Origin of the sequence: Pseudoduganella namucuonensis (genome assembly GCF_900116645.1) — a bacterium.
GTDB lineage: Bacteria > Pseudomonadota > Gammaproteobacteria > Burkholderiales > Burkholderiaceae_D > Rugamonas > Rugamonas namucuonensis.
The window spans coordinates 275,066-301,527 of sequence record NZ_FPBO01000002.1; the positions used below are offsets into that span (position 1 = coordinate 275,066).

The 26,462-nt window shown below is 64.7% G+C and carries 26 protein-coding genes and 1 tRNA gene; 11 read left to right on the forward strand and 16 right to left on the reverse strand.

The features are described from left to right. Positions 1-9: 9 nt before the first annotated feature. Entirely contained in the window at positions 10-1,302 is a 1,293-nt protein-coding gene (locus BM436_RS03180; protein WP_093553722.1) for a CaiB/BaiF CoA transferase family protein, read from the reverse strand. A 2-nt stretch (positions 1,303-1,304) separates the two neighbouring features. Next, the gene (locus BM436_RS03185; RefSeq protein WP_093553403.1) at positions 1,305-2,099 is read right to left on the reverse strand and encodes an enoyl-CoA hydratase/isomerase family protein; all 795 of its coding nucleotides are present in this window, start codon (positions 2,097-2,099) and stop codon (positions 1,305-1,307) included. Between the two features lie 545 nt (positions 2,100-2,644). Between BM436_RS03185 and BM436_RS03190 the strand changes: the two genes are divergently transcribed. Further along, complete coding sequence (locus BM436_RS03190; protein ID WP_177306912.1) at positions 2,645-3,433, forward strand: TetR/AcrR family transcriptional regulator; 789 nt, start codon at positions 2,645-2,647, stop codon at positions 3,431-3,433. Between the two features lie 67 nt (positions 3,434-3,500). Continuing rightward, positions 3,501-4,118, forward strand: a complete 618-nt coding sequence (locus tag BM436_RS03195; RefSeq protein ID WP_093553407.1) for a TetR/AcrR family transcriptional regulator — start codon at positions 3,501-3,503, stop codon at positions 4,116-4,118. On the opposite strand, the gene BM436_RS03200 is transcribed toward BM436_RS03195, so the two are convergent. From BM436_RS03200 to BM436_RS03220, 5 genes are all read right to left on the reverse strand, one after another. Next, positions 4,027-5,733, reverse strand: coding sequence for a GMC oxidoreductase (locus BM436_RS03200; RefSeq protein ID WP_218164806.1), 1,707 nt, complete (start codon positions 5,731-5,733; stop codon positions 4,027-4,029). The genes BM436_RS03195 and BM436_RS03200 overlap by 92 nt on opposite strands. Before the next feature lie 62 nt (positions 5,734-5,795). Continuing rightward, positions 5,796-6,962 (reverse strand): FAD-dependent oxidoreductase, encoded by a 1,167-nt coding sequence (locus tag BM436_RS03205; RefSeq protein ID WP_093553411.1) that lies wholly within the window; start codon positions 6,960-6,962, stop codon positions 5,796-5,798. Positions 6,963-7,055: 93 nt separating this feature from the next. Further along, positions 7,056-7,220, reverse strand: coding sequence for a rubredoxin (locus BM436_RS03210; protein ID WP_093553413.1), 165 nt, complete (start codon positions 7,218-7,220; stop codon positions 7,056-7,058). Between the two features lie 131 nt (positions 7,221-7,351). Next, positions 7,352-8,215: an alpha/beta fold hydrolase gene (locus BM436_RS03215; RefSeq protein ID WP_093553415.1), complete on the reverse strand. Its 864-nt coding sequence runs from the start codon at positions 8,213-8,215 to the stop codon at positions 7,352-7,354. Positions 8,216-8,330: 115 nt separating this feature from the next. Continuing rightward, a complete protein-coding gene (locus tag BM436_RS03220; protein WP_093553417.1) occupies positions 8,331-9,281 on the reverse strand; it encodes a fatty acid desaturase in 951 nt (316 codons plus the stop codon). 204 nt (positions 9,282-9,485) lie between these two features. Between BM436_RS03220 and BM436_RS03225 the strand changes: the two genes are divergently transcribed. Then, positions 9,486-10,523, forward strand: a complete 1,038-nt coding sequence (locus tag BM436_RS03225; RefSeq protein WP_177306914.1) for a helix-turn-helix transcriptional regulator — start codon at positions 9,486-9,488, stop codon at positions 10,521-10,523. 77 nt (positions 10,524-10,600) lie between these two features. On the opposite strand, the gene BM436_RS03230 is transcribed toward BM436_RS03225, so the two are convergent. From BM436_RS03230 to pepN, 5 genes are all read right to left on the reverse strand, one after another. Beyond that, positions 10,601-10,957, reverse strand: coding sequence for a hypothetical protein (locus BM436_RS03230; protein WP_093553421.1), 357 nt, complete (start codon positions 10,955-10,957; stop codon positions 10,601-10,603). After that, positions 10,954-11,448, reverse strand: coding sequence for a hypothetical protein (locus tag BM436_RS03235; RefSeq protein ID WP_143132944.1), 495 nt, complete (start codon positions 11,446-11,448; stop codon positions 10,954-10,956). The genes BM436_RS03230 and BM436_RS03235 overlap by 4 nt, the downstream gene beginning before the upstream one ends. 210 nt (positions 11,449-11,658) lie before the next feature. Next, a tRNA-Thr gene (locus BM436_RS03240) sits at positions 11,659-11,734 on the reverse strand. Positions 11,735-11,870: 136 nt separating this feature from the next. Next, positions 11,871-12,872, reverse strand: coding sequence for a class 1 fructose-bisphosphatase (locus tag BM436_RS03245; RefSeq protein WP_093553425.1), 1,002 nt, complete (start codon positions 12,870-12,872; stop codon positions 11,871-11,873). A 33-nt stretch (positions 12,873-12,905) separates the two neighbouring features. Then, positions 12,906-15,551: an aminopeptidase N gene (gene pepN / locus BM436_RS03250; protein WP_093553427.1), complete on the reverse strand. Its 2,646-nt coding sequence runs from the start codon at positions 15,549-15,551 to the stop codon at positions 12,906-12,908. Between the two features lie 203 nt (positions 15,552-15,754). Here pepN and BM436_RS03255 point away from each other — a divergent pair, with 203 nt between their 5' ends. Beyond that, positions 15,755-16,408 (forward strand): DUF4136 domain-containing protein, encoded by a 654-nt coding sequence (locus BM436_RS03255; RefSeq protein ID WP_093553429.1) that lies wholly within the window; start codon positions 15,755-15,757, stop codon positions 16,406-16,408. A gap of 9 nt (positions 16,409-16,417) precedes the next feature. On the opposite strand, the gene BM436_RS38305 is transcribed toward BM436_RS03255, so the two are convergent. From BM436_RS38305 to BM436_RS03270, 4 genes are all read right to left on the reverse strand, one after another. Next, positions 16,418-16,552, reverse strand: a complete 135-nt coding sequence (locus BM436_RS38305) for a hypothetical protein (RefSeq protein ID WP_259741423.1) — start codon at positions 16,550-16,552, stop codon at positions 16,418-16,420. After that, entirely contained in the window at positions 16,545-17,528 is a 984-nt protein-coding gene (locus BM436_RS03260) for a quinone oxidoreductase family protein (RefSeq protein ID WP_093553431.1), read from the reverse strand. The genes BM436_RS38305 and BM436_RS03260 overlap by 8 nt, the downstream gene beginning before the upstream one ends. An 80-nt stretch (positions 17,529-17,608) precedes the next feature. Beyond that, positions 17,609-17,992: a methylglyoxal synthase gene (locus BM436_RS03265; RefSeq protein WP_093553433.1), complete on the reverse strand. Its 384-nt coding sequence runs from the start codon at positions 17,990-17,992 to the stop codon at positions 17,609-17,611. A 30-nt stretch (positions 17,993-18,022) separates the two neighbouring features. Then, complete coding sequence (locus tag BM436_RS03270; protein ID WP_093553435.1) at positions 18,023-18,925, reverse strand: DMT family transporter; 903 nt, start codon at positions 18,923-18,925, stop codon at positions 18,023-18,025. Between the two features lie 108 nt (positions 18,926-19,033). Between BM436_RS03270 and BM436_RS03275 the strand changes: the two genes are divergently transcribed. The 7 genes from BM436_RS03275 to rlmH all read left to right on the forward strand — a co-directional run bounded on the left by BM436_RS03275 (position 19,034) and on the right by rlmH (position 26,443). Then, positions 19,034-21,316: a DUF4214 domain-containing protein gene (locus BM436_RS03275; protein WP_093553437.1), complete on the forward strand. Its 2,283-nt coding sequence runs from the start codon at positions 19,034-19,036 to the stop codon at positions 21,314-21,316. Positions 21,317-21,502: 186 nt separating this feature from the next. Then, positions 21,503-22,228 (forward strand): YebC/PmpR family DNA-binding transcriptional regulator, encoded by a 726-nt coding sequence (locus tag BM436_RS03280; protein ID WP_093553439.1) that lies wholly within the window; start codon positions 21,503-21,505, stop codon positions 22,226-22,228. Positions 22,229-22,292: 64 nt separating this feature from the next. Next, entirely contained in the window at positions 22,293-23,561 is a 1,269-nt protein-coding gene (gene purD, locus BM436_RS03285; protein WP_093553441.1) for a phosphoribosylamine--glycine ligase, read from the forward strand. 111 nt (positions 23,562-23,672) lie between these two features. After that, positions 23,673-24,590, forward strand: coding sequence for an oxygen-dependent coproporphyrinogen oxidase (gene hemF / locus BM436_RS03290; protein WP_093553443.1), 918 nt, complete (start codon positions 23,673-23,675; stop codon positions 24,588-24,590). Beyond that, positions 24,587-25,228: a nicotinate-nucleotide adenylyltransferase gene (locus BM436_RS03295; RefSeq protein WP_229488839.1), complete on the forward strand. Its 642-nt coding sequence runs from the start codon at positions 24,587-24,589 to the stop codon at positions 25,226-25,228. The genes hemF and BM436_RS03295 overlap by 4 nt, the downstream gene beginning before the upstream one ends. Positions 25,229-25,230: 2 nt before the next feature. Further along, positions 25,231-25,968 carry a ribosome silencing factor gene (gene rsfS / locus BM436_RS03300; protein ID WP_093553447.1) on the forward strand — a complete coding sequence of 246 codons (738 nt, stop codon included), beginning with the start codon at positions 25,231-25,233 and terminating at the stop codon, positions 25,966-25,968. Positions 25,969-25,972: 4 nt separating this feature from the next. Then, the gene (gene rlmH, locus BM436_RS03305; RefSeq protein ID WP_093553449.1) at positions 25,973-26,443 is read left to right on the forward strand and encodes a 23S rRNA (pseudouridine(1915)-N(3))-methyltransferase RlmH; all 471 of its coding nucleotides are present in this window, start codon (positions 25,973-25,975) and stop codon (positions 26,441-26,443) included. Positions 26,444-26,462: the final 19 nt, after the last annotated feature.

The window sequence follows — 26,462 nt, forward strand, 5'->3', positions numbered from 1 at the left end:
CGGCGGCGGCTATGCGGCGACAACGCCCGCGTCCGCCGTGCTGGCCCGGTCCGCGGATTGCGCTGGTTGAGGAACCGGAACGACCGGACTCGAACGCTGATGCTCGACCAGCATGCCGGAGGTCTTCAGCGCGTCGATTTCCTGCGCGCTCATGCCGAGGCCGGCAAACACTTCGGCATTGTGCTCGCCGCGGAAAGCGGGCAAGCCGGGCGGATCCAGCGTGTCTTCCGAGAAGCGCCATGGACGGCCATGCAGGCGATACGTGCCGCCGCGCCGGTCCGGAACGTCGTGCACAGCGCCCCAGTATGCGGCCCATTCGGTTTCCGCAAGCTCCTTCATGGTGCGGATTTCACCCATCGCGATCTTGGACTCGTCCAACTGCGCGTCGAGCGACTTCATGTCGCGGAACGTCAGCATCCAGGTTTGGATGATCTCGTGCAGGGCGTCGTAATTTTGGGAGCGCAGCGCCGCGGTGGCGAAACGCGGGTCGCTGGCAAGCTCGACCCGGCGCATGGCCATCAGGTACTGGGGAAAGGTCAGGCTGCTGACCAGGCTCGCCGGCGTCAGGAAGCGCTCGCCGCCCGGGCCCACCCAGAACGCGCCGTCGGTGGCGCCCAGCACCGCCGGTTCGGCGCCGGTGTCGACACCGGCCAGGTCGACGTGCGCGCGCTCGTTGATCGCCAGCATGACCGCCGCCATGGCCACGTCGATGTACTGGCCGCGGCCCGTGGTCGCGCGCCGCTGTACCGCCGCCAGTACGCCTATCGTCGCTTGCAATCCGGCGTAGACGTCCGCGTGCGACAGCGGGTCCGGCCGCCACCGGGTCAAATTGTCGCCGTAGTGGCGGAGGGTATTGTGCGTGAAGCCCGTCTCGGCCTGCACCGTCGGCGCGTAGGCCATGCGCGAGGCCCACGGGCCGCCCTGGCCGTAACCGGAGATCGACACGTAGATCAGGCGCGGATTGTGGCGCGACAGCGCTTCATAGTCGAGCCCGAAGAACTTGAGCGTGCCGGCGCGGAAATTCTCGACGAAGATGTCCGCGTCTTCGCACAGTTTGAAGATCAGCTCGCGCGCGCCGGGCACGTTCAGATCGATGCTGACATTGCGCTTGCCCACGTTCTGCTGCGCGTAGTAGCCGGACATGCCATCATCAAACGGGAAGGAAAAGCGCGAGACGTCGGGCCGCGGCGGCTCGACCTTGATCACCTCCGCTCCCAGATCGCCCAGGGTGCGGGCGCACAGGGGGCCCGCCAGCACGCGGGACAAGTCGACGACCTTCAGGCCTTGCAGTGGTCCAGACATGGTCAGCACCCCTCGAACTTGGTCAAGCCGGGGCCTTGCGCCAGGAAGGAGGCGAGTCCGGCCTTGACGTCCTTGGAGGCCCAGATGGGCTTCTGCAACTCGGCCATGGCCAGATCGGCCGCCTCGACGCCTTCGTTGGCGGCAATGGCCGCGATCTTCTTGGTCGCGGCATGGGCGACGGTCGGTCCGTTCGCGAGTTCCGTGGCCACGCCCAGGGCGACGGTGTCGAGGCGGTCGTCGGGCACCACCAGATTGATCAGCCCCCAGCGCTCCAGGGTTTCGGCGTCATAGCGGCGGCCCAGCATCGACATTTCCTTGGCCCGCGCCAAGCCGATGCGCTGCACCTGCCGCTGAATGCCCCCCATGAGCGGGTGCAAGCCCAGCGCGCTTTCGACCGAGCCCAACTTCGCCGACGCGGCGGCCACGACGTAGTCGGAAGCCAGCGCCAATTCGAGTCCGCCGCCAAGGCAGGCGCCACGAACGCTTGCCACGATCGGGATCGGCAGCGCCTCGAAAGCCTGCAGGAGATCCAGCACGCCCAACTCCATCGCGGGGGCGGCTTTCCCGGTGGTGGCTTCCTCGATCAGGGCGTCGAACAGCGTGACGTCGGCGCCGGCGCAAAAGTTCCTCAGGTTGCTTCGGAGCACAATCGCACGCCCGCCCTGCTCGACCGCCTCCCGCATCGCCGCGACCAAGGGGGTGAGCAGCCTTGGCCCCATGATGTTGTGCGGATTGGAATTCATCGATAGCACGATCACATTCCCGTGCCGCTCCTTGAGGATAACATCGTCATTCATTACTCATCTCCTATTTTCGCGTCAATCTTATCAATGATAAGTTTAGCGCGGCAGTTGAATTCTTTTATCCAGCACGACACCACTGGGTTTGCTTTCCGCGGGAAATCCGGCATCGGCTCACTCCCGGGCGGACACTGATTCGGCCAAGCCGGGCGATCGACGCCACACGGTGGGCAGGGCCGCATATCCACGCATCCGGTTGAGGGATGCCGCCCCTTGAGCCACGCGACATCTTATCAATGATAAGATGTACTGAAAAAAAACGAGCCGGTAGAGGAAAGATATGTCATGGGGAGAAGGATGTCAAGCGGTAATTTCACGGGCTCGCCCGCGCCGGATCGCCGCCGCCGGGGCTCGCGACGCCGCCACCGATGGTCCCGTCCGGATTCATCCCCGGTGATGAATTTATTCATCTTAGCAGCGCTAATATTGCTACAATCACTTCGCAGCGGCGGCTTGCGAGCCCTCGTGGCCTGTCAAGGCCGCGTAACGAACCAGGGCCACCTCGCGCGCCAGAATGGAACACACGCTTATACACTCTCATCATGCAAAAAATATCCCTTTCGACCCCATCCGAGGAGTCCGACGCAGCGGCCGAAATTGCTTCCGGCGCCGCGAAAAAACCGGCGCGCGCATCCAGGGCGGCCTCCCCCTCGTATCACCATGGCGACCTCCGCAACGCCCTGATCGTCGCAGGACGCCGTCTGCTGAACGAGATAGGCGCCAACGAATTGAGCCTCAGGCACGTGGCCCGCTCGGTGGGCGTCTCCATTGCCGCGCCCTCCCACCACTTCGAGGGCAAAGATGGATTGCTGGCCGCAATCGCCTCGGACGGCTTCCACGAACTCGCCGCGCTGCGCCGCGGCATCGTCGCGTCGACAACCGATCCGCTGCGAAGGCTCTACCGGATTATGGAGTGTTATGTCAGCTTTGCCGAGCGTGAAAAAGGGCTCTTCTACTTGATGGTCGGCCCTCGAATGTGGGACAAGAAGAAGCCCCCCAGGGAGCTGAACGCATTGGCGACATCTTCGTTTAACCTGTTCGCGTCCGCCGTCTGCGAGTACGCCAGCGCCAAAGGATGGACCGACAAGGATTTTGAACTGTTGGTACACGCCGCCTGGTCGGTTGAACATGGGGTGGCGATGCTGATCCTTACAAACCAGGTTCCCGGCCCCGGTCGCAAGATGAAAGCCGAGCACATGGTCCAATTTTCGCTCTCGATGTTGTTGAACGGCATCGCAGCTGGCCCCGAGAATTTCGCCCAAATAGAAAGTCAAGTCGCTCCCGGGAGCGCTGCGCCCGATTCCGCCCGCGGCGGCAGGAAAAAGCGGTGATGATCCGGCCAGATGACGAACTGCTTGCTCGTTGGGCGAACCGAAGACAAGAGGTGAGCTGTTGAACATGAATAGAGCGGCCATTTCCCCCAGCCCGGCCCGTGGCCCGGTCGACCATGAGGTGCGGGATCAGATCGTCGCGGCGGCGACCGAGCATTTCCGCTTGTACGGCTACGAGAAGACGACCGTTTCCGACCTTGCCAAGGCCATTGGCTTTTCCAAGGCCTATATCTACAAGTTCTTCGATTCCAAGCAGGCCATCGGCGAAGTGATTTGCGCAAAATGCCTGCACGAAATCGAAACGGATGTCAGAACGGCCATCGATGCGGTCGACCGTCCGCCCGAGAAGCTGCGGCGGATGTTCAAGGCGATCGTCGAGTCGAGCCTTCGCCTGTTCGTTGAAAATCGCAAGCTCCATGACATTGCGGTCTCGGCCGCCGCCGAGCGCTGGGAGGCGGTGCGCGCCTTCGACGGGCGCATCCAGGCGATATTGCGGGACACCCTGCGCCAAGGGCGCGAAACGGAGGAGTTCGAGCGCAAGACGCCGCTCGACGAGACGGCGACGGCGGTTTTCCTGGTGATGCGCCCTTACTTCAATCCGGCGCTATTGCAGTACAACTATGAGTACGCCGAGGAGGCACGGCCCCATCTCTCCAACCTGGTGCTGCGGAGCTTGTCGCCGTGATCGCGGGTGAGCCGCCTGCGGCGCCCCACGCCGCCGGGATCTGCGCCATCGCGTGTTCGGCGAGTGCCGTGATCGTCAGCGACGGATTCACGCCGGGATTCGCCGGCATCGCGGACCCATCGCACACCAGCAAGTTGCGGTAACCGAACACGCGCAGTTGGCGGTCAACCACGCCGCTGGCTGGATCTTCACCAATGACGGCACCGCCGATCAAGTGGGCCGTGGTCGGAATGTTGCCCAGTGCCTCGAGCGTATTGCTTTGAGCGATGCCGCCGGTGTGCCCGGCCAGCCACTTGGCCGCCCGGTTGCCGGCTTCGATGTACGTCGGGTTCGGCTTGTCGCGATTCTGGGTGGAGGCCAGGCGGTAGCCGCCGCCAAACCAGCGCTTGCTGGCACGCAGCGCGATGGCGTTGTCGAGCGCCTGCATCACCAGCAGCATGACCATGCGCCGGCTCCAGCCCACCGGCGACAGCGTCTTCAGCCACTGCACCGGGTGCGCTGCGATGCTGCCCAGCCACTTCAGCGGCCGCGTGATGCTGTTGCCCTTGCCGACCAGCACCGTATAAAGCATGCCAACGAAGTCGGCGTTGCGGCCATAGTTGATGAACTCGATATGCGTGTCATGGTTGACGTGCACGCTGCAGCTGATGGCCACATCGTTCCAGGTGTTGCGGTCCTCGGGCAGGAGCACGGTCAGGATCGATTCGCTGTTGGTGCGCACCAGCTCGCCGAGACGGTCGCTGATGCGGGGCAACGAGCCGCCGTGCTTGCAGTTGGCCAGCAATTCGTTGGTGCCGAGCGCCCCGCCGGCGAACACCACGCCGCGCGCGGTGTGGGTCTGGCGATCGCGCGCGAACCACGCGCCGGGGCGCTGCGTGGTCACACGGTAGCCTTCGCTGCCGTCGGCGGCGCCGAGCGGGGTCACGTCCACGACCTCGCGTTCCGCCAGGATTTGCACGCCGCGCTTCTCGGCGAACCACAGGTAGTTCTTCACCAGCGTGTTCTTGGCGCCGACGCGGCAGCCCACCATGCAGGCGCCGCAGCGCGTGCATCCGGTGCGGTCGGGGCCTTCGCCGCCGAAGTAGGGATCGCTGACGGTCTTGCCCGGCTCGCCGAAGTACACCGCGCAGGGTGTGCGGGTGAAGGTGTCCTCGGTGCCGAAGTGTTTGGCCATCTCGCGGATCAGTTGCTGGCTGACCGAATCGAAGGGCACGGGCGTCACGCCGAGCATGCGCTCGGCCGTGTCGTAGTGCGGCTGCAGCAGCTTGCTCCAACTGCCGAGCGTGCGCCACTGCGCATTCTCGAAGAATTCAGGCTTGGCGCGGTACAGCGTGTTGGAGTACACGATGCTGCCGCCACCGACGCCGGCCCCGCTGACGGCCAAGGCGTGTCGAAACAGCGCCATGCGAAAGATGCCCTTCAGGCCCAGCGCCGGTGCCCACACGAACTTGCCCAACTGCCAGGCCGACTTGGGGAAGTCTTCGTCGCGATACCGCCGGCCGCGCTCGAGCACGCCGACGCGATAGCCCTTGTCCGCAAGGCGCAGCGCCGAGACGCTGCCGCCAAAACCGGAGCCTATGACAAGCCAGTCGAAATCAAAATTGGCCGATTTCATTGATGTCTCCATTTTTTGTAATTAATTCCGGCGGCGCCGGGCGCCGCTTGTTGAAGTTGCGCTCAAGTGGCGACGCGACCGGCCATCCGCTGGCGCTTCGACACCGAATTTTCCTGTAAGGCGAAACCCAGCGCGCGGTCCGGTGAGGCACCGTCCGAAAACAGGGCTTCCAGACCATCCTCCGTTTCGAGGACTTGCCACGCCCCCTCGGCACCGGAAGGCGGCGGACATACGACCGTCGGACAGGCCGGCGTCTTCACCGTGACAGGCATGGCGGGATACTTGACCACGGTGGGCGTGCCAGTCAGCGTCGCCGCCAACGCGCGGCATTGGAACATGATCGGCATAACGAAAGGCAGCACGGAGCGGCCCACTTCGGCGCAGTCGCCCATGGCGAACACCCGCGGGTCGCTGGTCATCAGTTTTCCGTCGGTGACGATTCCGCGATGAACCTCGAGACCCGCCTGCGCCGCGAGCCCTATCCGCGGCTTCAACCCGATGGCGGACATGATGAGATCGCACCGCATCGACGAGCCATCCGAAAACCCCACCGCCAATCCGGCGGCCGAGCGGTTCACCGACACGGCCGCCGCCTTGAACCGGAACGCGGCGCCGGCGTGTTCCAGCCTGGTTTGCAAGCGCCGGCTGGCTTGTGGCGGCATCAGACGCTCCAGCACCCGATCCGCCACATCCACGACGGTCGGATGGAAGCCGCGGGCCAGCAGATCGTTGGCGAATTCGCATCCGATCAAGCCGGCACCCAAAATAAGCACATCCCGCGAGGTGCCGCGAGCGTCAAGCTCCGCCAGTGATTTCTCGAACAGGGAAAAGTCGTCCAGGTCGTTCACGGACAGGACGCTGTCCCCGCCATTCCCCTCCAGTACCGGGCGCGTGGGATCCGCGCCCATCGCCAGCACCAGCGTGCCGTAGGACTGCTTCATGCCACCCTCGAGGTGGAGGCAACGTGCTTGCAAGTCGATTTCCACTACCTCGGTATGCGTGAGAATCCGCGCACGGAGTTCCTCCTCCATCGCCGCCGACGACTTCAGGACGAGAGCGGCGGCGGATTTCTTCGCGCGGAGCGCGTTGGACAGCATGGGCTTTGAATAGAAATCGCCGGCGTCCCTGCTGATCATCACGATGGGAATAGTGGCGTCGAGCTTGCGCAACTCTTTGGCGAGGCTGTATCCGGCCAGTCCGGTGCCGATAATGACAATAGGTGAAACCATAGTGCAACTCCCAAGTGCGACGGAACCTGATGTGCCAGGCGCTCGTTGATGCCCGCCCCCCTCCGTGGCAGAGGAACGGGGCATGGCCGTGTTTTAGTTTTCAATAAGGCGATAGTCGGACTTGAGTGCGCCGCATTCAAGGCATTGCCAATCGTCGGGAATATCTTCGAAGCGTGTGCCGGGAGCGATGCCGGAGTCCGGATCCCCCTTGGCTTCGTCATATACATGGGCACAGTAGGTGCAGCGGAACTTTCTCATGGTGTCTCCAGATGGTTTCTTGTTGGTGAAGGATTCGGTCTGCGGCCAGGATCGGCGAGCAAGCGAATTTCACGGGCGGTTTCCGACGCATGCGGGGCCGCCCCTTTCACGCGCTGGCAAGCCGCTCCAAATCACGACAGGATAATTCTCGCGACTTCTTTCGGATTCTCGACCGCCGAGAAATGACCCGTGTCCCGGAGCGTGAACATGCGGGCGTTTTTCAGCGCGTCCTTTGTGCGATTCCGCTCCGGGACGCGCGACCAGTCCTTCTCGCCATAGATGAGGGTTACAGGCGCTTCCACACCGAAATACCTCTCACGCGCCTTGCTCCAAGAGCGCCACACGGCCAGCACCCTTCGCTCGACGTAGTGGAAGTTGGGACGACTGCCAGTCTTGAAAAATATGGCAAGCAGGTCAGCGGGCAATTTACGTGGATCCGCATAACCGCCCCCCATGATCTTTCGGACAATCCAGGGAGTGGCGATAGCGGCGGCAATCGGTCCGAAGACGGGGACTTGCAAACTGCCGATGATCATGTTCGCGAACCAGTTGCCGCGGCGGAGACCATCGCCGTATCGCGTCTCGTAGTCGTAAGTATTGAGCGCGTAGACCGCTTTGATGCGGTCGGGAACATCGGCAGCCGTCGTCAGCGAGATCACGGCGCCGATCGATTCACCCACCATGGTCACTGCGCGCAGATCCAGGGCCTTGATGAAGGTGATGATATTTTTTCGCATGTACGGCTCGTCGTACGGCTCCGAGGTGTCGATGGAAGACAGGCCATGCCCGGGCAGATCCACGGCGTAAACCGTGAACTTCTTCGCGAGTAGCGGCACCAGGTCGCGGAAATACTCAATCTGCGTACGGATCGTGTGGAGGAGAATGAGCGGCGGGCCATCGCCCGACCGCTCATAGCGGAGGGAGACCGAGTCGGAAACCTTCAGGAACGTCGGTTCGGCGGAATGATTCCTGCCGTTTTGCTTTGAATTGATCATTGTGGTTCTCTGTGATTGGTTGAGTCTCTCGGGGGTGGACAGACCACGCGCCACGTGACGAAAACGAGCCTCGATCGCGGCGAGCCGCCCGGCACTCCCGAATATTGCCGCTTGCTCAGCGGACGCCCGCGGCGGTCGTACCGCCGCGGTGCAATGTGGGAATCAGATCGAAGTTGTACTGAATGCGCAGGTCGCGCTCGCGCAGTTCCGGCTCCATGAGTTTCCAGACCTTGGCGTGGTTGTAAGACGGGGTGGTGGGCCAGAGATGGTGGATCAGATGATAGTTGTGCCACTGCATCAGGAAGTTCAGAATCCCCTCGCTGCCGAGGCGCATGGTGGTGCCCGCGGTCAGGTTGTCCGCGGTCGATCCGGCGCTCGTGATATGCCCGACTTTGCCGTTTTCATCTCCGTCCAGATGAGGCAACCACAGGAATACGAACGCAATCAGCCCGGACACGATGCGTGTAGGTATGAACCACAGCATCAGCACATGCCAACCATATCCCTGGTCGACCAGCCAGCCTGCGACCAAAGCGGTGGCGATCATATTGGGCAGCGCTTGAAGCATGACTTTTCGGCTGCGCGGGTCATTGTTGGTCAGGTTGTACCACGCGTAGCTAAAGTCAAAAGTCATCCAACGCAGCGGCAGCGTCCACCCACTGCCGTGGATATAGTTGTCCGGATCCTTGGCATCGTTGGTGAAACGGTGATGCATCATGTGCGAATAACGGCACAACTCCAAGGTGGTATGCGGCCCCACCACGAGAAGGTCGATGCGCCCGATCCAATCATTCAACCTCACATTGGATGACGCGGAACGATGCATCGAGTCATGCATCACATGGAACATGGGAAACATCGTCGCCACATTCAAAAGCATTCCCGCCCACAGTGGGATATGGCCCCGCACGACCGCCACGTCGACGGATATCACGCCAACCACGATGTAAACCAACACCATTACAGTAGGCCACGCCACTTTCGGCGGGTTCGTCAGGCGGTACAGCTCGGCCTTCTTTTCAGGCGGGACCCTGACGGGATTGTTGGAAGAAGAGTTAGAGGACATGGCTGCGTTCCTCCAAGGATTTGAATTTTTGTCGATGGTTCATGGTGTCTCCAGATGGTCTCTTGCTAGTCACGGATTCGGCCTGCGGTCCGTGACAGATTATCGAGTCCAGGGGCGCCCTCAACAATGCTTGATAGTGCCAGATATTTGTCTTAAGATGACACCACCCCTCTCGAATCCATGCACCTGCCAGCAAAGCCTTCCATGACCAGATTCAATAGCGCGACGGGCACGAGGAACAGCGAGTTGCCCTCGTCATGGTTTGAACCCAGCATCCACTCGGCGTACTACCAGATCTTTACCAAGCTCCTCGCCGCGCATCGCCTTCCCCTGCCGCGTCCCTTTACCGGCCAGCCGCGATTGCTGCCCCTCTTGGACTTTCTTCCCTCCATCGAGGTGTTTCATGCGCTGGACACGCCGGAGGCAGGCATCGATTTGGGTTTGGCGGTTCCTGGCGCCGCGCACGGAGCGATGGGGCTGGTCGCGCTGTCCAGCGACACCCTGTGGGACGCCATGGTGACGATGGTGCGCTACGGGCCCATTCGCAATCACCTGTTCAATTACCGATGTCTGCAGCAGGCCGACATGGCGGTCCTGGAGGTCCGGCCACGTTTAAACCTTGCCCGTTACGAGCGGTTCCTGATGTATTCGACCGTGCTGGCGATTTTCAATGTATTCAAGGCCATTTCGGAAGACACGGCGCTCAATGCGATGCGACTCACCTTCCCATGGGAGACGCCATCCCGGCTGGGGCGTTCCTCCATACCCGCCGGGGTTTTCGACTTCAACAAGGAGTCCCTCAGCCTTCAGATTCCAATGGAGGTGGCGCTACAGCCGTCTCAGACCGCGGACCCGGATTTATGCATGCGGCTCAAGATGGCGGGTGAAGAAGAGTTGTCCAAACTGAAGGGCAGCACGGGAGCCAAGGTTCGCCATTTGCTCCATCAACGGACACCCGCATGGCCATCGCTGCAAGAAGTCGCTGACAAGCTGGCCATGTCGAAAAGAACCTTGATTCGAAAGCTGGAATCAGAGGAACTCAGTTACCAGCTCTTGCTCGATGAAGCCCGTGGTGAATTGGCTTGCTGGTTCCTGCGCAGGTCGGGTTTGCCGCTTCACGATATCGCCGAGAAAACCGGCTTCAGCGACCAAGCGAATTTCACGAGAAGTTTCCGACGCATGCAGGGCTGCACCCCCAGTGAATACAGATCCAATTTCCGCAGGATCCTGGATCTGGACTGATCAGATTTGAATCCCTGGAGGCCGGACCTGGCCCTCTTTCATGCGAAGTTCGTGGGGGTCTCGCGGGGACTTGAGAACTACCGGTTCTGAAACCTGGTCGCCAGCACGCTGACGACGGTCGCGACACTGCCCGCGACCATCGCGGGAATCAGCGCGGCGGGAGCAAACGCCAAGACTAGCCCTCCCGCGGCGGCGCCACTACTCAGTACGGTGGCCAGCTGCGTGAGCGGAAGCGGCGCGGCGCGGGGGCGGTCCACGCACTCGACCTTGATTGGCTGGCCGGGAATGGCCGGCTGTCCCAATTGCACAGCATGATGGCGGGGACGTGGAGGATGGTCTTGCAACATTGCCGGCTCGGCGTGGACACCCTGCACCGACATATCCTTGGGTTCGATACTGCCCCGCTGCGAATAGTCACTCACTGGCGTGTTCATGGCCTCTCCTTGCTATCCAATGCTGGCGGCGCGGCTGGGGATGGCGCGACCGCCGCCGCCGGGGTTGTTACTGGGGAGCTCCCCTTCTTGGGTATGGCCTGGACGCGGTAGCCATTCAATAGCACCACCGCAACCAAAGCGAAAGCATGCCATTTCAACTTGGATGTCGGTTGCCAAGCGGGATCGTGGCCCCGTTCCCCCATCGCGGAAATCAACAACATGGCACAAACAATAGCACAAAAAACGGCCCACCAACCCAGCCCGATTTCGGCCTTTCCCGCGTCGAAACATCGCACGGACGACTGTACCGCGATGGTCAACGCGCCATAGAGCCAGCCCATGGAATCGATCGCCTCGCGCCACGCAAACGACGACACCGAGGACGAAACCGCGTACTTGCACCAACCCACGCCAACAAACAGCAGGCCCGACCCGAACAATGGCAGCAGCCCTTCGAACACCAGCCAGTTCAGTTGACTATTTTCGAACATCGCTTCCTCTACCGCGCCAGCGCGCCCTGTAATGGGCATGATCGCGCATCGCCACGCGCAGGGACCTGCACCGATCAAGTCGGCACGCGGCGGATTGCAACGTTGGGCCTGTTGTTGGCGTATCGGGGATCGGTGGCCGCATCGCAGGTCGACGCGCCGGAATGCAAAAAAGGGCTGCAAGCTCGCGCTTGCAACCCTTTTTCTTCCTACTGGTGCCGCTTGCCGGAATCGAACTGGCGACCTTTTCATTACGAATGAACTGCTCTACCAACTGAGCTAAAGCGGCGAAACCTGCCTAACGCCTGCAGCGGTACAGACCGGCTGCGGTGAAAGAGGATCGCATTTTAACAAACAAATTATGCAAAGCGCTAGTGCCTCCGCGATATTTGTTCATCATTTGTTCATCAATTGCGAAAAATCAATCACTCGTGGTGGTAGCTGGTCACCACGGCCACCTCGTCGCGCGAGCCCAGGAACACCGGCACGCGCTGGTGCAGCTTGTGCGGCTCGATGTCCATGATGCGCTGCTTGCCGTCGGTGGCCGCGCCGCCCGCCTGCTCGACGATGAAGGCCATCGGGTTGGCCTCGTACATCAGGCGCAGCTTGCCCGGCATCGAGGTGTCCCGCATGTCGGCCGGGTACATGAAGATGCCGCCGCGGTTCAGGATGCGGTGCACGTCGGCCACCATGGAGGCGACCCAGCGCATGTTGAAGTTGGTGCCGCGCGGACCGCTGTCGCCGGCCAGCAGCTCGTCGATGTAGCGCTTGACCGGCGCGTGCCAGTGGCGCGCGTTGGACATGTTGATGGCGAATTCCTTGGTCTTGGCCGGGATCTGCATGTCGCGCTGGGTCAACACCCACGACCCCATCTCGCGGTCCAGCGTGAAGCAGTTCACGCCGCGGCCGGTGGTCAGCACCAGCATGGTCTGCGGGCCGTACACGGCGTAGCCGGCGGCGACCTGCTTGCTGCCGGCCTGCATGAAGTCGGCCTCGGTCGGCTGGCCCATGCCCTCCGGCGCCTTCAGCACGGAGAAGATGGTGCCGATGGAGACGTTGACGTCGATGTTGGAGGAGCCGTCCAGCGGATCGAACAGCAGCATGTATTCGCCCTTCGGATAGCGGTTCGGGATCGGGTGGATCGATTCCATCTCCTCCGACGCCATGGCCGCCAGGTGGCCGCCCCATTCATTGGCCTCGAGCAGGATCTCGTTGGAGATCACGTCCAGCTTCTTCTGCACCTCGCCCTGCACATTCTCGGATTCCAGCGCGCCGAGCACGTCGCCCAGGGCGCCCTTGCCGACGCTGTGGGCGATGGTTTTGCAGGAACGCGCGACCACTTCGATCAGCAGGCGCAGCTCGGCCGGGATCGTGTTGTGCAGGCGTTGTTCTTCGACCAGGTACTGGGTCAGGCTGATGCGTTTCATTGTTTCCCTTGGTTGGTTTTGAGTTCGTACTGATTAATTGGCCAGCGCTTTGCCGATCACTTCGGCGACGTCGTTCGACAGCGGCCCCGCCGCCGCCACCCGTTCCAGCGCCGCGCCCATCCGCGACCGCAGCTCGGGCACGTAGCGGCGCCAGCGGTCCATGCTGCGCGCCAGGCGCGCCGCGACCTGCGGGTTGATGGCGTCCAGCGCGATCACGTGCTCGGCCCAGAAGGCGTAGCCGCTGCCGTCGGCCGCGTGGAACCGCGAGGGGTTGGCGTTGCAGAAGTTGAACAGCAGGCTGCGCGCGCGGTTCGGGTTCTTCAGCGTGAAGGCCGGGTGCAGCATCAGCGCGCGCACCGCCGCCAGGTCCGTGCCCGGCGCGGCGGCCTGCATGGCGAACCATTTGTCGACCACCAGCGCCTCGCCGGAGAAGTCGTCGTAGAAGCTTTGCAGGTGGCCGGACGCGTCCGCGCCGCTGTGGATCAGCGCCACCAGCGCGGCGGCGCGGTCGGTCATGTTGCCGGCCTTTTCGAACTGGTTGCGCGCAAGCTTGATCTCGGCCGGTCCCGGCGCCACCATCAGGTAGGCCAGGCACAGGTTCTTCAGCCCGCGCTTGCCGGCCGACTGCGCGTCCGGGCTGTAGGGGCCGGGCGTCAGGTTGGCCTCGTACTGCTCCAGCAGTTCCGGCCCCAGCTCGGCGGCCATGGTGCGGCGCATGAACTGGCGCGCCGTGTGGATCGCCTGCGGGTCCACCACGTCCATGTGCTCGGCGATGATGGTCTCGGACGGCAGGATCAGCGCCTGCTCGCGGAAGGCCGCGTCCAGCGACGCGTCCACCAGCACCGCGCGCTGCGCGGCGATGAAGGTGTCGTCCAGCGCCAGCGTGGCGCCGTCGGCCACCGCCGCGGTCAGCTTGAGCAGGCGCGCCATGGCCAGGCGCTGGCCCGCCTCCCAGCGGTTCACGGGGTCGCTGTCGTGGCGGAACAGGTGCAGCAGCTCCTCGTCCGTGTAGCCGTACTCCAGCACCACCGGCGCGGAGAAGTCGCGCAGGATGGACGGCACAGGCTTCTCGTGCACGTTGGTGAAGCGGAAGGTCTGCTCGGCCTCGGTGAAGTCCAGCACGGCGGTGGTGGCGCCCACCACCTTGCCGTTCACGGCCAGCGGCAGGTCGTTGCCGTCCGCGCCCAGCAGGCCGATGGCGACCGGGATGTGGAACGGCAGCTTGTCGCTCTGGCCGGGCGTGTCCGGGCAGCGCTGGCTGAGCGTGATCTCGTAGGTCTCGTCGGCCGCGTCGTAGCGCGTGACGGCGCTGACGACGGGCGTGCCGGCCTGGCTGTACCAGCGCTCGAACTGGGACAGGTCGATGCCGTTGGCGTCGGCCATGGCGTTGCGGAAGTCGTCGCACTGCACGGCCTGGCCGTCGTGGCGCGCGAAATACAGGTCCATGCCCTTGCGGAAGCCCTCGCGGCCCAGCAGGGTCTGGTACATGCGCACCACCTCGGCGCCCTTTTCGTACACGGTCACCGTGTAGAAGTTGTTGATCTCGACGAAGGAGTCGGGCCGCACCGGGTGCGCCATCGGGCCGGCGTCCTCGGGGAACTGGGCCTGGCGCAGGGTGCGCACCTGGTCGATGCGGGTGACGGCGCGGCCGCTGGCCGTGCCTATCATGTCGGCCGAGAATTCCTGGTCGCGGAACACGGTCAGGCCCTCCTTCAGCGACAGCTGGAACCAGTCGCGGCAGGTCACGCGGTTGCCGGTCCAGTTGTGGAAGTACTCGTGGCCGACCACCGCCTCGATGCCGGCGTAGTCGATGTCGGTGGCCACCCGCGGGTTGGCCAGCACGAACTTGGTGTTGAAGATGTTCAAGCCCTTGTTTTCCATCGCGCCCATGTTGAAGTCGCCCACCGCGACGATCATGAAGCGGTCCAGGTCCAGCTCCAGGCCGAAGCGCTCCTCGTCCCAGCGGATGCTGTTCTTCAGCGACTGCATGGCGTAGTCGGTCTTGTCCAGGTTGCCCTCCTCGACCCACACCTGCAGCAGCACCTCGCGGCCGGACTTGAGCGTGTAGGTCTCCTCCTGGCACACCAGGCGCGCGGCCACCAGCGCGAACAGGTAGGACGGCTTCTTGAACGGGTCCTCCCACTTGGCGTAGTGGCGGCCGTCGTCCAGCTCGCCCCGCTCGACCAGGTTGCCGTTGGACAGCAGCACCGGGAAGCGCCGCTTGTCCGCGCGCAGCATCACCGTGTACTTGGCCATCACGTCGGGCCGGTCCGGGAAGTAGGTGATGCGGCGGAAGCCCTCGGCCTCGCACTGGGTGTAGAAGCTGCCGTTGGACACGTACAGGCCGGACAGCGTGGTGTTGGTCTCCGGCGAGCACAGCGTTTCGATCTCCAAGGTGACCTCGGCCGGCGCCTTCGGGATGGTCAGGGTGCTGGCGCCCAGCAGGTACTGGCCCGGCCGCAAGGCCTTGCCGTTCATGCGCAGCGCCACCAGCTCGATTTCCTCGCCGTGCAGCACGATGTCGGCGCTGGCGCTGTCCGGATTGCGGCTCATCGTCACACGATTGGCCACGATGGTGCGCGCGGGATCGAGGTCGAAGCCCAGTTCAACGGTGTGTACCAGATAGCTGGGAGGGGTATAGTCTTTACGGAAGATCGTCTGTGGGCTGTCGGTGCGCATTGGGATGTTCGATCGGACAAGGAAGGAAGGGCTATTTTACCAATACCAGCGCCGGGCGACGCGCCTATTAGCGATCCGCCATTCTTTTCCGCTTTCCCCGCCGCCGTAACAATCTGTAATAATTGAGCGCAACAAAGACTGCCGCCATACACTAACAGAGGCAGTATCCGTTTGATTTTTGTCGACGTATTTTGGGGAACACCATGAGAACACTAGCGATTCTGGTGGCGGCGGCCAGTTTGCTGCTGAGCGGCTGCGCCACGACCATCCGTAGCGATGTCACCACCTTCCAGCAGTGGCCGGCGAGCCTGCCCGAGAAAACCTATGTCTTCGAAGCGCCGCCCGCGTCCGCCGACGACACGCTGGAACTGCGCACCTACCAGGCCATGGTGGCCGGCGAGTTGGCCAAGCTGGGCTTCACCCAGGCGGCCGACGGCGCCAGCCCCAAACTGCGCGTGGGCGTGCATTTCAGCACCATCGACCGTCCCACCAAGGTGCTGCGCGCGACCGACCCGTTCTGGATGGGCTCGCCGTACTGGGGACCGCGCTACTACGGCGGCGGCTTCTACCGGCGCGGCTACTACCGCCCCTATTTCGGCTACCGCTACAGCCCGTTCTACGACCCGTTCTGGGATAGTCCGCTGGAAATGCAGGAAACCATCCTGCACAACTACGAGCGCCAGCTGCGCGTGGCGATCAGCACCATCGACGGCAAGAAGCTGTTCGACGTGACGGTGCAGAACACCAGCCGCAAACGCGCCACGCCGACGGTGATGCCGGCCCTGGTGCAAAGCGCCTTCACCGGTTTCCCGGGCGAGAACGGCAAGGTCAAGCAGGTGGAGCTCACCCTGCAGTAAGCACCCTCGTCAGCTGTAGTAGGCCTCGGTGGCGAATGTCAGCGCCACCACCAGCAGCACGGCCAGCACCAGCACGATCAACAGGCGTCCGAATTTGGGGGAGCCGTCGTCGTCGGCTGGTGGCTGGGTCGTGGGTTCAGTCATGGGCGGGTATCAGGATGGTGGAGCCGGTGGTTTTGCGCGCCTCCAGGTCGGCATGGGCCCGGGCGACGTCGGCCAGATTATAGCGCTGCTGGACGACGATCTTCACCTCCCCGCTCTTGACCACGCCGAACAGCGATTTCGCCATCGCCTCCAGGTTCTCCCGTTTGGCCGTGTGCGTCGCCAGCGTGGGCCGGGTGATGAACAGCGAGCCGCGCGACTGCAGCTCGCCCAGGTTGAACGGCGGCACCGGGCCGGACGCGTTGCCGAAGCTGACCATGGTGCCCAGCGGCGCCAGGCAGTCCAGCGAGCCGGCGAAGGTGTCCTTGCCGATGGAATCGAACACCACCGACACGCCCTCGCCGCCGGTCAGCTCCCGCACCTTTTCCGTGAAGTTGTCCGTGTTGTAGTTGATCACGTGCCTGGCGCCGTGCTCGATGGCCAGCGCGGCCTTCTCGGCCGAACCGACCGTGCCGATCAGGTTCAGCCCCATCACGCGCGCCCACTGGCAGGCGATCAGCCCCACGCCGCCGGCCGCCGCGTGGAACAGCACCGTGTCGCCCGCCTTCAGCGGCACCGTGCGGTGGAACAGGTATTGCACGGTCAAGCCCTGCAGCATCATGGCGGCGGCGGTCTCGAAGTCGATCTTGTCCGGCAGCGCCACCAGCAGCGCGGCCGGCAGGTTGCGCACGTCGGCGTAGGCGCCGTTGGGACGGCCCGCGTAGGCCACCCGGTCGCCCACCTTCACCTCGGTCACGCCCTCGCCCACCGCCTCCACCACTCCGGCGCCCTCCTGGCCCAGGCCGGCGGGCAGCGGCTGCGGATACAGACCGGTGCGGAAATAGACGTCGATGAAATTGAGGCCGATGGCGGCGTGGCGCACGGTGGCTTCGCCGGGACCGGGCGGGCCGACCTCGACATCCACGTACTCCATCACCTCCGGCCCGCCGGTGCGGGTCATGCGTATCGCCTTGCTCATGTCGGCTCCTTCAAAGGATTGCGGATGGCGCGATTGTGCCAGCGTTGGCCGGAAACGGTCGCGCCGTCGGAACGCGGCGGCTACTGCGCCGCGTTCGACTGCAGCTGCGACAGCACCAGGTGGGCGCTGGACAGATTGGTGGCGCAAGCCACGTTGTGCACGTCGCAGGCGCGCACCAGGGCGTTGATGTCCGGCTCGTGCGGCTGCGGCGTCATCGGGTCGCGCAGGAAGATCACGGCGTCGATCAGGCCCTCCACCAGCAGCGAGCCGATCTGCAGGTCGCCGCCGAAGGGGCCGGAGTGCTTGCGGTCCACCGTCAGGCCCACCTCGTTGGCCAGGCGGCCGCCGGTGGTGCCGGTGGCGACCAGCGTGCACTGCTTGAGGAAGGCCGCGTATTCGGTGGCCAGCGCGATCATGTCGTCTTTTTTCTTGTCGTGGGCGATCAGGGCGATGCGGGGATTCATGGTGGAAGCGTCCGTAGTGGTGGTTGAGTGCTATTTTTTTGACAACAGGTAGATCCCGGCCAGCACCAGTGCGGTGCCGCCGAGCTGCCAGTCGGTTACCGGCTCGCCGAGGATCAGCGCGCCGAGGAACAGGGTGGAGACCGGGCCTATCATGCCGGCCTGCGAGGCCGTGCCGGCGCCGATGCGCTGCACGGCGACCATGGTCATGAACACCGGCATCACGGTGCAGAAGATGCCGTTGACCAGCGACAGGCCGTACACCGGCATCGGCTGCAGCAGCATCGAGGCCGGGCGCAGCAGGAAGAACTGGCCGACGCAGGCGACGCTGGAGACGCACATGGCGTAGGCCACCAGGCGCAGCGAGCCGAGGCGCTGGACCATCTCGCCGGACAGCAGCAGATAGGCCGCGTAGGCCGCAGCCGAGCCCAGCACCAGCGACGCGCCCAGCGCCACGTTGCCGCCGCCCTTCAGGTCGTGCAGGAACACCAGCACGATGCCGGCGTAGGAGGTGAGCAGCGCCAGCCACTGGCGGCGGCCGATGTGCTGCTTGAGGAACAGGGTGGAGATCAGCAGCACGAAGGTCGGCGTCAGGAACAGGATCAGCCGCTCCAGGCCGACGGAGATGTATTGCAGGCCGAGGAAGTCGAGGAAGCTGGACAGGTAGTAGCCGACCAGGCCCAGGCCGACGACGCGCCAGCGGTCCGCCCTGCCCAGAGGTGGCCCGGCGCGCATCTTCCAGACGGCGACGGCGGCGAACACGGGCAGCGAGAACAGCATGCGGAAGGCGATCAGGGTGACCGCGTCGATCTGGTGGCGGTAGAGCAGCTTGGCCACCACCGCCTTGGTGGAAAACAGCACCGCGCCGCCGACGGCGATCGCCAGGCCGCCCAGGTAGGCGGCGCGAGGCAAGGGGGCGGTCGCGTTTTTTTCCATGCCGGAATTGTACGTCCAAACCGGTTCCGGCGCCTCGCCCCGCGCCGAATTGAAAAATTACTAATATATTGCTAAAATGAACTTTCTATTAATGAAATTCAGCATGAGATGACGGCGTTCAAATGGGTGGCGGGCGAGACCAAATCGATCCAGTACGCGGCCGGCGACACACTGGAACTCTCGGGGATCGCGGCATCCCAATTGGAACTGAGCGTCGCCGACGGCCGGCTGTTGCTGGCGGCGGGCGCGCTGGGCACGCTGACCCTGACGCCGGTGGCCGGCGGCGCGCTGACGGCGGCCAGCCTGGCGCTGACCTTCCCCGACGGCGGCCGCTACATCCCCGCCGGCCCCGATGCGCTGACCGAGGGCGGCGACGGCGGCGATTACCTGCTCGGCGATGATCAGGGCAATTTCGTCGATGCCGGACTTGGCGACGACCGCGTGGAAGGAGGCGGCGACGGCGACTACCTCATTGGCGGCGCCGGCGACGACCTGCTGCTTGGCGGCGGCGGCGACGATCTTCTCGCCGGAGGCGACGGCCGGGACACGCTGGATGGCGGCGACGGCGCCAATCTGCTCCTGGGCCAAAAGGGCGACGACACCTACCTGGTCCACAGCCAGGACGACTATATCAGCGACAGCGGCGGCGTCGATGGCGGCGTCATCAACGCCGACTGGTACAAGACGGCGGACGAGGTGGAAAACTGGACCTGGGCGCCCGGCGTGCAGCGGCTGCCGTACTGGGTCGACGCGCTGACGGCGGACTATGCGCCGTATGTCGCGATGCTGGTGCGGACAGCCGGCCGCAGCGTCCACTACAGCTTTCCCACGACGCCGGCGGATTTCTTCACCGACGATGACAGGCGGGACTTCCTGCCTTTCACGGAAGACCAGATCGCCTACACCCGCAAGGCCCTGGCCTATATCGAAACGGTGCTGAACATCAAGTTCGAGGAGACCGATTCCCCCGACCAGCCTTTGAGCATTGTGTTCGGCAACAACCGGCAGGAAGACTCCGCCGCCTACGCGAACAGCCTCCACGACGACTTCGGATCCCCGCTCATGCTGAGCGAAGACTTTCTCGTCATGCATCCCAGCCGGGATGACGGCGACTCGCTGTACTCGCTGCTGATGCATGAGCTGGGGCACTCGCTGGGCCTGAAGCATCCCTTCGCCGCGCCGGACGCCTATGGAGGGGAGATCGGCGCCGGCCCCTATCTTGGGTCGGGCGAGGACCAGACCGACGCCACGGTCATGAGCTACACGGAAGGGGAACTGGCGCAATACGACCGATTCAGTCCGCTGGACATCGCCGCGCTGCAGTACCTGTACGGCGTGGCGCCCGGCGCCACCGGCGCACGGACGCACGTGCTCGTTGCGACCGCCGCCAACATGATCTGGGTCGGCGCAGGCCTCAACATCATCGATGGCGCGCACCTGACCGCCGACCTGACGCTGAACCTCGAACCCGGCCACTGGAGCCACATCGGCGCCAAGGCGGACACCATCACCGCCGCCGGACAGATCACGATCAACTTCGGCAGCGTCATCGTGGGCGCCAAGGGCGGCGCCGGCAACGACGCGTTGACCGGCAACGCGATAAGCAACGAGCTGTTCGGAGGGGCCGGCAACGACACCCTGTCCGGCGGCGCCAGCGACGACTACCTTTTCGGCGGCGCCGGCAATGACATCCTGTCCGGTGGCGCGGACCCCGACTACCTTGTCGGCGATGCCGGCAACGATATGCTGTCCGGTGGCGCGGATCCCGACTACCTTTTCGGCGAAGCCGGCAACGATACCTTGTCCGGCGGCGCGGAGGCCGACCAACTTTTCGGCGGCGCCGGCGTCGACACCGCGGTCTTCACGGGAGCGCGCCGCGCCTATGACCTGGCGTGGCAAAACGAAGCGCTGACCGTCAGTGCCCTCGCCGGCATGGACGGCACCGACACGCTGAACGACGTAGAGCGGCTGCGCTTCGCGGACGGCATGCTGGCGCTCGATGTCGGCGGCGACGGCGCTGGCGGCCAAGTGTACCGTCTGTACCAGGCCGCCTTCGACCGCAAGCCGGACGCGGCCGGAGTCGGCTACTGGCTGGCGCAGGCCGACCAGGGCGCCGGCATGGCCGGCATCGCCGAGAGCTTCCTGCGCAGCGAGGAATTCGCCCGGCTCTACGGCGGCGCCAACCCCACCGATGCGGCCTTCGTCGCCAAGCTGTACAGCAACGTGCTGCACCGCGCCTACGACCAGACCGGGTACGACTACTGGACCTGGACGCTGGCCGCCGGCGCCTCGCGCGCCGAGGTGCTGCTCAGCTTCGCCGCCGGCGAGGAGAACTACCAGCAGGTGGCCGCCATCATCGCCAACGGCTACGAGTACGCCCACTACGGCTGACGACGCATGGCGCGCGGCGCCAAGCCCGCCATAAACACCCCAGGGGTAATAAATACCCCAGGGGTATTTATGCGCTGCCGGGACGGCGGCCGCCGGGGAGCCGGCGGCCCCCTCGAACGGTCAAAAAAGGGGTGCCTTATGCTAAAATACCGGCCTCACTGGCATACCGTCGAAGGAAGATTGAACATGGCTGGACACAGCAAATGGGCCAATATCAAGCACAAAAAGGCCGCAACGGACGCGAAACGCGGCAAGATCTGGACGCGCCTGATTAAGGAAATCACCGTCGCCGCGCGCATGGGCGGCGGCGAGCTCGCGTCCAATCCGCGCCTGCGCCTGGCCGTGGACAAGGCCGCCGACGCGAACATGCCGAAGGACAACGTGCAACGCGCGATCACCCGCGGCACCGGCGGCGAGGACGGCGCCAGCTACGAGGAGGTGCGCTACGAGGGCTACGGCATCGGCGGCGCGGCCATCATCGTCGACTGCATGACCGACAACCGCGTGCGCACCGTGGCCGAGGTGCGCCACGCCTTCAACAAGCACGGCGGCAACATGGGCACCGAGGGCTCGGTGGCCTTCATGTTCAAGCACTGCGGCCAGTTCCTGTTCGCGCCCGGCGTGAACGAGGACAAGCTGATGGAGGCGGCGCTGGAGTCCGGCGCCGAGGACGTGGTGGCCGACGACGAGGGCGGCTTCGAGGTGATCTGCGAGCCCAACGATTTCGCCGGCGTGAAGGACGCGCTGGAGGCGGCCGGCTTCAAGGCCGAGGTGGCCGAGATCATCATGAAGCCCGCCACCGAAACCAGCTTCACCGGCGACGACGCCGTCAAGATGCAAAAACTGCTCGACGCGCTGGAGAACCTGGACGACGTGCAGGAAATCTACACCAACGCCGTGATCGAGGACTGATCGCCGCTGCTGGCAAACCCCGGCGGCCGCAGGGCCGCTCCCCCGTATTATTTGGAACGGTCTCATGAAAATCTTGGTAGTCGGCTCTGGCGGCCGCGAACACGCACTGGCCTGGAAACTGGCCGAATCGAAACGCGTACAGATGGTGTACGTGGCCCCCGGCAACGGCGGCACGGCGCGCGACGCGCGTCTGCAAAACATCAATATCACCGACCTGCACGAGCTGGCCACCTTCGTCGAGCGCGAGCACATCGCGCTGACCGTGGTCGGCCCCGAGACCCCGCTGGCCGGCGGCATCGTCAACCTGTTCCGCGCCCGCGGCCTGAAGGTGTTCGGCCCCAGCCGCGAGGCGGCCCAGCTGGAGTCGTCCAAGGACTTCGCCAAGGCCTTCATGCAGCGCCACGGCATCCCCACCGCCGAGTACCAGACCTTCTCCGACGTCAAACAGGCGCACGCCTACATCGACGCCAAGGGCGCGCCCATCGTCATCAAGGCCGACGGCCTGGCCGCCGGCAAGGGCGTGGTGGTGGCGATGTCGCTGGAGGAGGCGCACCAGGCGGTCGACCACATGCTGGCCGACAACCGCTTCGGCGACGCCGGCGCCCGCATCGTGATCGAGGAATTCCTGGCCGGCGAGGAGGCCTCCTTCATCGTCATGTGCGACGGCAAGAACATCCTGCCGCTGGCCACCAGCCAGGACCACAAGCGCCTGCGGGACAACGACCAGGGCCCGAACACGGGCGGCATGGGCGCCTACTCGCCCGCCCCCATCGTGACCCCGGCCATGCACGCGCGCGTGATGCGCGAGATCATCAACCCGACCATCGCCGGCATGCACAAGGACGGCATCCCGTTCACCGGCTTCCTGTACGCCGGCCTGATGATCGACGCGGCCGGCAATCCGAAGACGCTGGAATTCAACTGCCGCATGGGCGATCCGGAGACGCAGCCCATCATGGCGCGCCTGAAGACGGACCTGCTGACGGTGATGGAACACGCCGTCAACGGCACGCTGGACGCGGTCGAGCTGGAATGGGACCGCCGCACGGCGGTGGGCGTGGTGCTGGCCGCCGGCGGCTACCCGGACAGCCCGGCCAAGGGCGACGTCATCGACGGCATCCCGGCCGAGACGCCGGAGACCGTGACCTTCCACGCCGGCACGGTGGAGGCGGACGGCAAGCTCTTGACCAGCGGCGGGCGCGTGCTGTGCGTGGTCGGCCTGGGCGACAGCGTCAAGATGGCGCAGAAGCAGGCCTACGAGACGGTCGACAAGATCCACTTCGACGGCATGCAGTACCGCCGCGACATCGGCTGGCGCGGCCTGAAGCACTAAGCGCCCAAAAAGGGGTCAGGTTCAATATTCCGCTCTGCGGAATATTGAACCTGACCCCTTTTTTCCGCCATGCTACAATCCGTCCCTTCCACTTTTCTCCCCACAGCTTAGATGTCGTCCACGCCCTCGCCTTCCGCCGTCAAGGATTTCCTGCTCGATTTGCAGAACCGCATCGTGCAGGCTTTGGAAGAGCTCGACGGCACGCCCTTCCTGCGCGACGAGTGGCAGCGTCCCGAGGGCGGCGGCGGCATCTCGCGCCTGGTGGAGGACGCGCCGGTGCTGGAACGCGGCGGCTGCAATTTCTCGCACGTGACGGGCGCGGCGCTGCCGCCATCCGCCGCCGCGGCGCGCCCGGAACTGGGCGGCCGGGCGTGGGAGGCGATGGGCGTGTCGCTGGTGCTGCACCCGCGCAATCCCTACGCGCCCACCGTGCACATGAACGTGCGCTTCTTCAGCACCACCACCGCCGACGGCACGCCGGTGTGGTGGTTCGGCGGCGGCATGGATTTGACGCCGTACTACGGCTTCGAGGAGGACGCGCGCCATTTCCACCGGGTCTGCCACGACGCGCTGGCCCCCTACGGCGCCGACCTGCACCCGCGCTTCAAGCGCTGGTGCGACGACTATTTCCACCTGAAGCACCGCAAGGAGGCGCGCGGCGTGGGCGGCATCTTCTTCGACGACTTCAACGCCGCCGGTTTCGAGCAGAGCTTCGCCATGGTGCGCAGCGTGGGCGACGCCTTCGTCGAGGCCTACCTGCCGATCCTGGCGCGCCGCAAGGACACCCCGTACGGCGAGCGCGAGCGCGATTTCCAGGCCTACCGGCGCGGCCGCTATGTCGAGTTCAACCTGGTGTTCGACCGCGGCACGCTGTTCGGCCTGCAGTCGGGCGGACGCACCGAGGCGATATTGATGTCGATGCCGCCCATCGTCAAATGGCGCTACGACTGGCATCCCGAACCCGGCTCGCCGGAGGCGGCGCTGTACACCGACTTCCTGCCGCACCGCGATTGGCTGGCCGGCGCGTGACCTACCGCGTCGCCCTGCTGGGAGGCACCTTCGATCCGGTACACCATGGCCACGTCGCGCTGGGCGCCCATTTCATGCGCCTGCTGGGCGCGGACGAATTGCGGGTGCTGCCGGCCGGCGCGCCCTGGCAGAAAGCCGCCCTGGGCGCCGCCCCGGAGCAGCGCGCCGAGATGGCCGGGCTGGCCTTCGCCGGCCAGCCCTTCAAGGTGGTGGTGGACACCCAGGAAATCACGCGCGGCGGGCCGACCTACACGGTCGAAACGCTGCGCGCGCTGCGCGCCGAACTGGGACCGGAAACGTCGATCGCCTTCCTGATGGGCGCCGACCAGCTGCGGCGCCTGGACACCTGGCGCGATTGGCATGAACTATTCGGGCTGGCGCACATCTGCGCGGCGGCCCGGCCCGGCTTCACGCTGGACCAGCTGCCGCCCGCGGTGGCGCAAGAGATGGCCCGGCGCGCAGGGACGCCGGAACAGCTACGAAACACCCCCGCCGGCTTGGCCTGCCTGGCGCCCGATCTGGCGCTGGACATGTCATCCACCGGCATTCGTGCGGCATTACAACGCGGAAATAAGCCAGACTCGCTTATCTCCCCGGTGGTGCTAGACTATATTGAACAACATAATCTTTACAAATAATAATGGATATCAAAAAACTGCAAACCCTCGTCGTGGACGCCCTGGAAGACGTCAAGGGCCAGGACATCGTCCTGTTCGACACGACTCACCTGACCAGCCTGTTTGACCGCATCGCCATCGTCTCCGGCACCTCGAACCGCCAAACCAAGGCGCTGGCCGCCTCGGTGCGCGACAAGGTGAAGGCGCAGGGCGGCGACGTGGTGGGCATGGAGGGCGAGGACACGGGCGAGTGGGTGCTGGTCGACCTGGGCGACATGATCGTCCACATCATGCAGGCGCCGATCCGCGCCTACTACCGCCTGGAGGAGATCTGGGGCGACAAGCCGGTGAAACTGGGCGCCGCCAAGCGCAAGTCGACCGAGGAAGGCGCCAAGGCCGCCACCGCGCCGAAGAAGGCGGGCAGCCACCTGGCGGCCACCAAGGTGGCCAAGGACGCCGAGCCGGTCGTCGAGAAGAAGGTCGCCGCGCGCAAGCCGGGCGTGGCCAAGAAGGTCGCCGCCGACGGCGCCGTGGCCAAGAAGCCGGCCGCCAGGAAAGCGGTGGCGAAGAAGGTCGCCGCGCCGGTCGAGCTGGCCGCCATCCCCGAGGGCAAGAAGATCAAGGTCTCGGCCAGCAAGTCGCTGGTGGCCTCCACCAAGGCCAACAAGGAAGAGAAGGCCAAGGTGGCCAGCAAGCTGAAGGCCGCGGCCGAGGCGCCGGCCAAGACCGTCATCAAGCGCCTGAAGAAGGCCGCCGAGTAACACCGTGCAGCTGATCATCGCCGCGGTCGGCCACAAGATGCCGGCCTGGATAGAAAGCGGTTACGCCGAGTACGTGAAGCGCATGCCGCCGGAACTGCGCGTGGTGCTGAAGGAAATCAAGCCGGTGGAACGGTCCGGCAGCAAGACCGCCGCCACCGCGATGGCGCTGGAACGCGAGCGCATCGAGGCGGCGCTGCCGAAGTCGGTGCGCATCATCGCGCTCGACGAGCGGGGCAAGGACTTGACCAGCGTCGGCCTGTCGCAGCAGCTGGAGCTGTGGCAGCAGGACGGCCGCGACACGGCCTTCCTGATCGGCGGCGCCGACGGGCTGGACCCGGCGCTCAAGGCCAGGGCCGAGGGCCTGATCCGCATCTCCAGCATGACGCTGCCGCACGGGATGGTGCGCGTGATGCTGGCCGAACAGCTGTACCGCGCGTGGACCATCACGCAGAACCACCCCTATCATCGCGTCTAGAACGATGAAAGAACAAGCA

Coding starts and splice junctions, on each gene's coding strand:
- BM436_RS03180 (WP_093553722.1), bottom strand. CDS start 1,302: ATGTCTGGACCACTGCAAGGCCTGAAGGTCGTCGACTTGTCCCGCGTG.
- BM436_RS03185 (WP_093553403.1), bottom strand. CDS start 2,099: ATGAATGACGATGTTATCCTCAAGGAGCGGCACGGGAATGTGATCGTG.
- BM436_RS03190 (WP_177306912.1), top strand. CDS start 2,645: ATGCAAAAAATATCCCTTTCGACCCCATCCGAGGAGTCCGACGCAGCG.
- BM436_RS03195 (WP_093553407.1), top strand. CDS start 3,501: ATGAATAGAGCGGCCATTTCCCCCAGCCCGGCCCGTGGCCCGGTCGAC.
- BM436_RS03200 (WP_218164806.1), bottom strand. CDS start 5,733: ATGAAATCGGCCAATTTTGATTTCGACTGGCTTGTCATAGGCTCCGGT.
- BM436_RS03205 (WP_093553411.1), bottom strand. CDS start 6,962: ATGGTTTCACCTATTGTCATTATCGGCACCGGACTGGCCGGATACAGC.
- BM436_RS03210 (WP_093553413.1), bottom strand. CDS start 7,220: ATGAGAAAGTTCCGCTGCACCTACTGTGCCCATGTATATGACGAAGCC.
- BM436_RS03215 (WP_093553415.1), bottom strand. CDS start 8,215: ATGATCAATTCAAAGCAAAACGGCAGGAATCATTCCGCCGAACCGACG.
- BM436_RS03220 (WP_093553417.1), bottom strand. CDS start 9,281: ATGTCCTCTAACTCTTCTTCCAACAATCCCGTCAGGGTCCCGCCTGAA.
- BM436_RS03225 (WP_177306914.1), top strand. CDS start 9,486: ATGACCAGATTCAATAGCGCGACGGGCACGAGGAACAGCGAGTTGCCC.
- BM436_RS03230 (WP_093553421.1), bottom strand. CDS start 10,957: ATGAACACGCCAGTGAGTGACTATTCGCAGCGGGGCAGTATCGAACCC.
- BM436_RS03235 (WP_143132944.1), bottom strand. CDS start 11,448: ATGTTCGAAAATAGTCAACTGAACTGGCTGGTGTTCGAAGGGCTGCTG.
- BM436_RS03245 (WP_093553425.1), bottom strand. CDS start 12,872: ATGAAACGCATCAGCCTGACCCAGTACCTGGTCGAAGAACAACGCCTG.
- pepN (WP_093553427.1), bottom strand. CDS start 15,551: ATGCGCACCGACAGCCCACAGACGATCTTCCGTAAAGACTATACCCCT.
- BM436_RS03255 (WP_093553429.1), top strand. CDS start 15,755: ATGAGAACACTAGCGATTCTGGTGGCGGCGGCCAGTTTGCTGCTGAGC.
- BM436_RS38305 (WP_259741423.1), bottom strand. CDS start 16,552: ATGACTGAACCCACGACCCAGCCACCAGCCGACGACGACGGCTCCCCC.
- BM436_RS03260 (WP_093553431.1), bottom strand. CDS start 17,528: ATGAGCAAGGCGATACGCATGACCCGCACCGGCGGGCCGGAGGTGATG.
- BM436_RS03265 (WP_093553433.1), bottom strand. CDS start 17,992: ATGAATCCCCGCATCGCCCTGATCGCCCACGACAAGAAAAAAGACGAC.
- BM436_RS03270 (WP_093553435.1), bottom strand. CDS start 18,925: ATGGAAAAAAACGCGACCGCCCCCTTGCCTCGCGCCGCCTACCTGGGC.
- BM436_RS03275 (WP_093553437.1), top strand. CDS start 19,034: ATGACGGCGTTCAAATGGGTGGCGGGCGAGACCAAATCGATCCAGTAC.
- BM436_RS03280 (WP_093553439.1), top strand. CDS start 21,503: ATGGCTGGACACAGCAAATGGGCCAATATCAAGCACAAAAAGGCCGCA.
- purD (WP_093553441.1), top strand. CDS start 22,293: ATGAAAATCTTGGTAGTCGGCTCTGGCGGCCGCGAACACGCACTGGCC.
- hemF (WP_093553443.1), top strand. CDS start 23,673: ATGTCGTCCACGCCCTCGCCTTCCGCCGTCAAGGATTTCCTGCTCGAT.
- rsfS (WP_093553447.1), top strand. CDS start 25,231: ATGGATATCAAAAAACTGCAAACCCTCGTCGTGGACGCCCTGGAAGAC.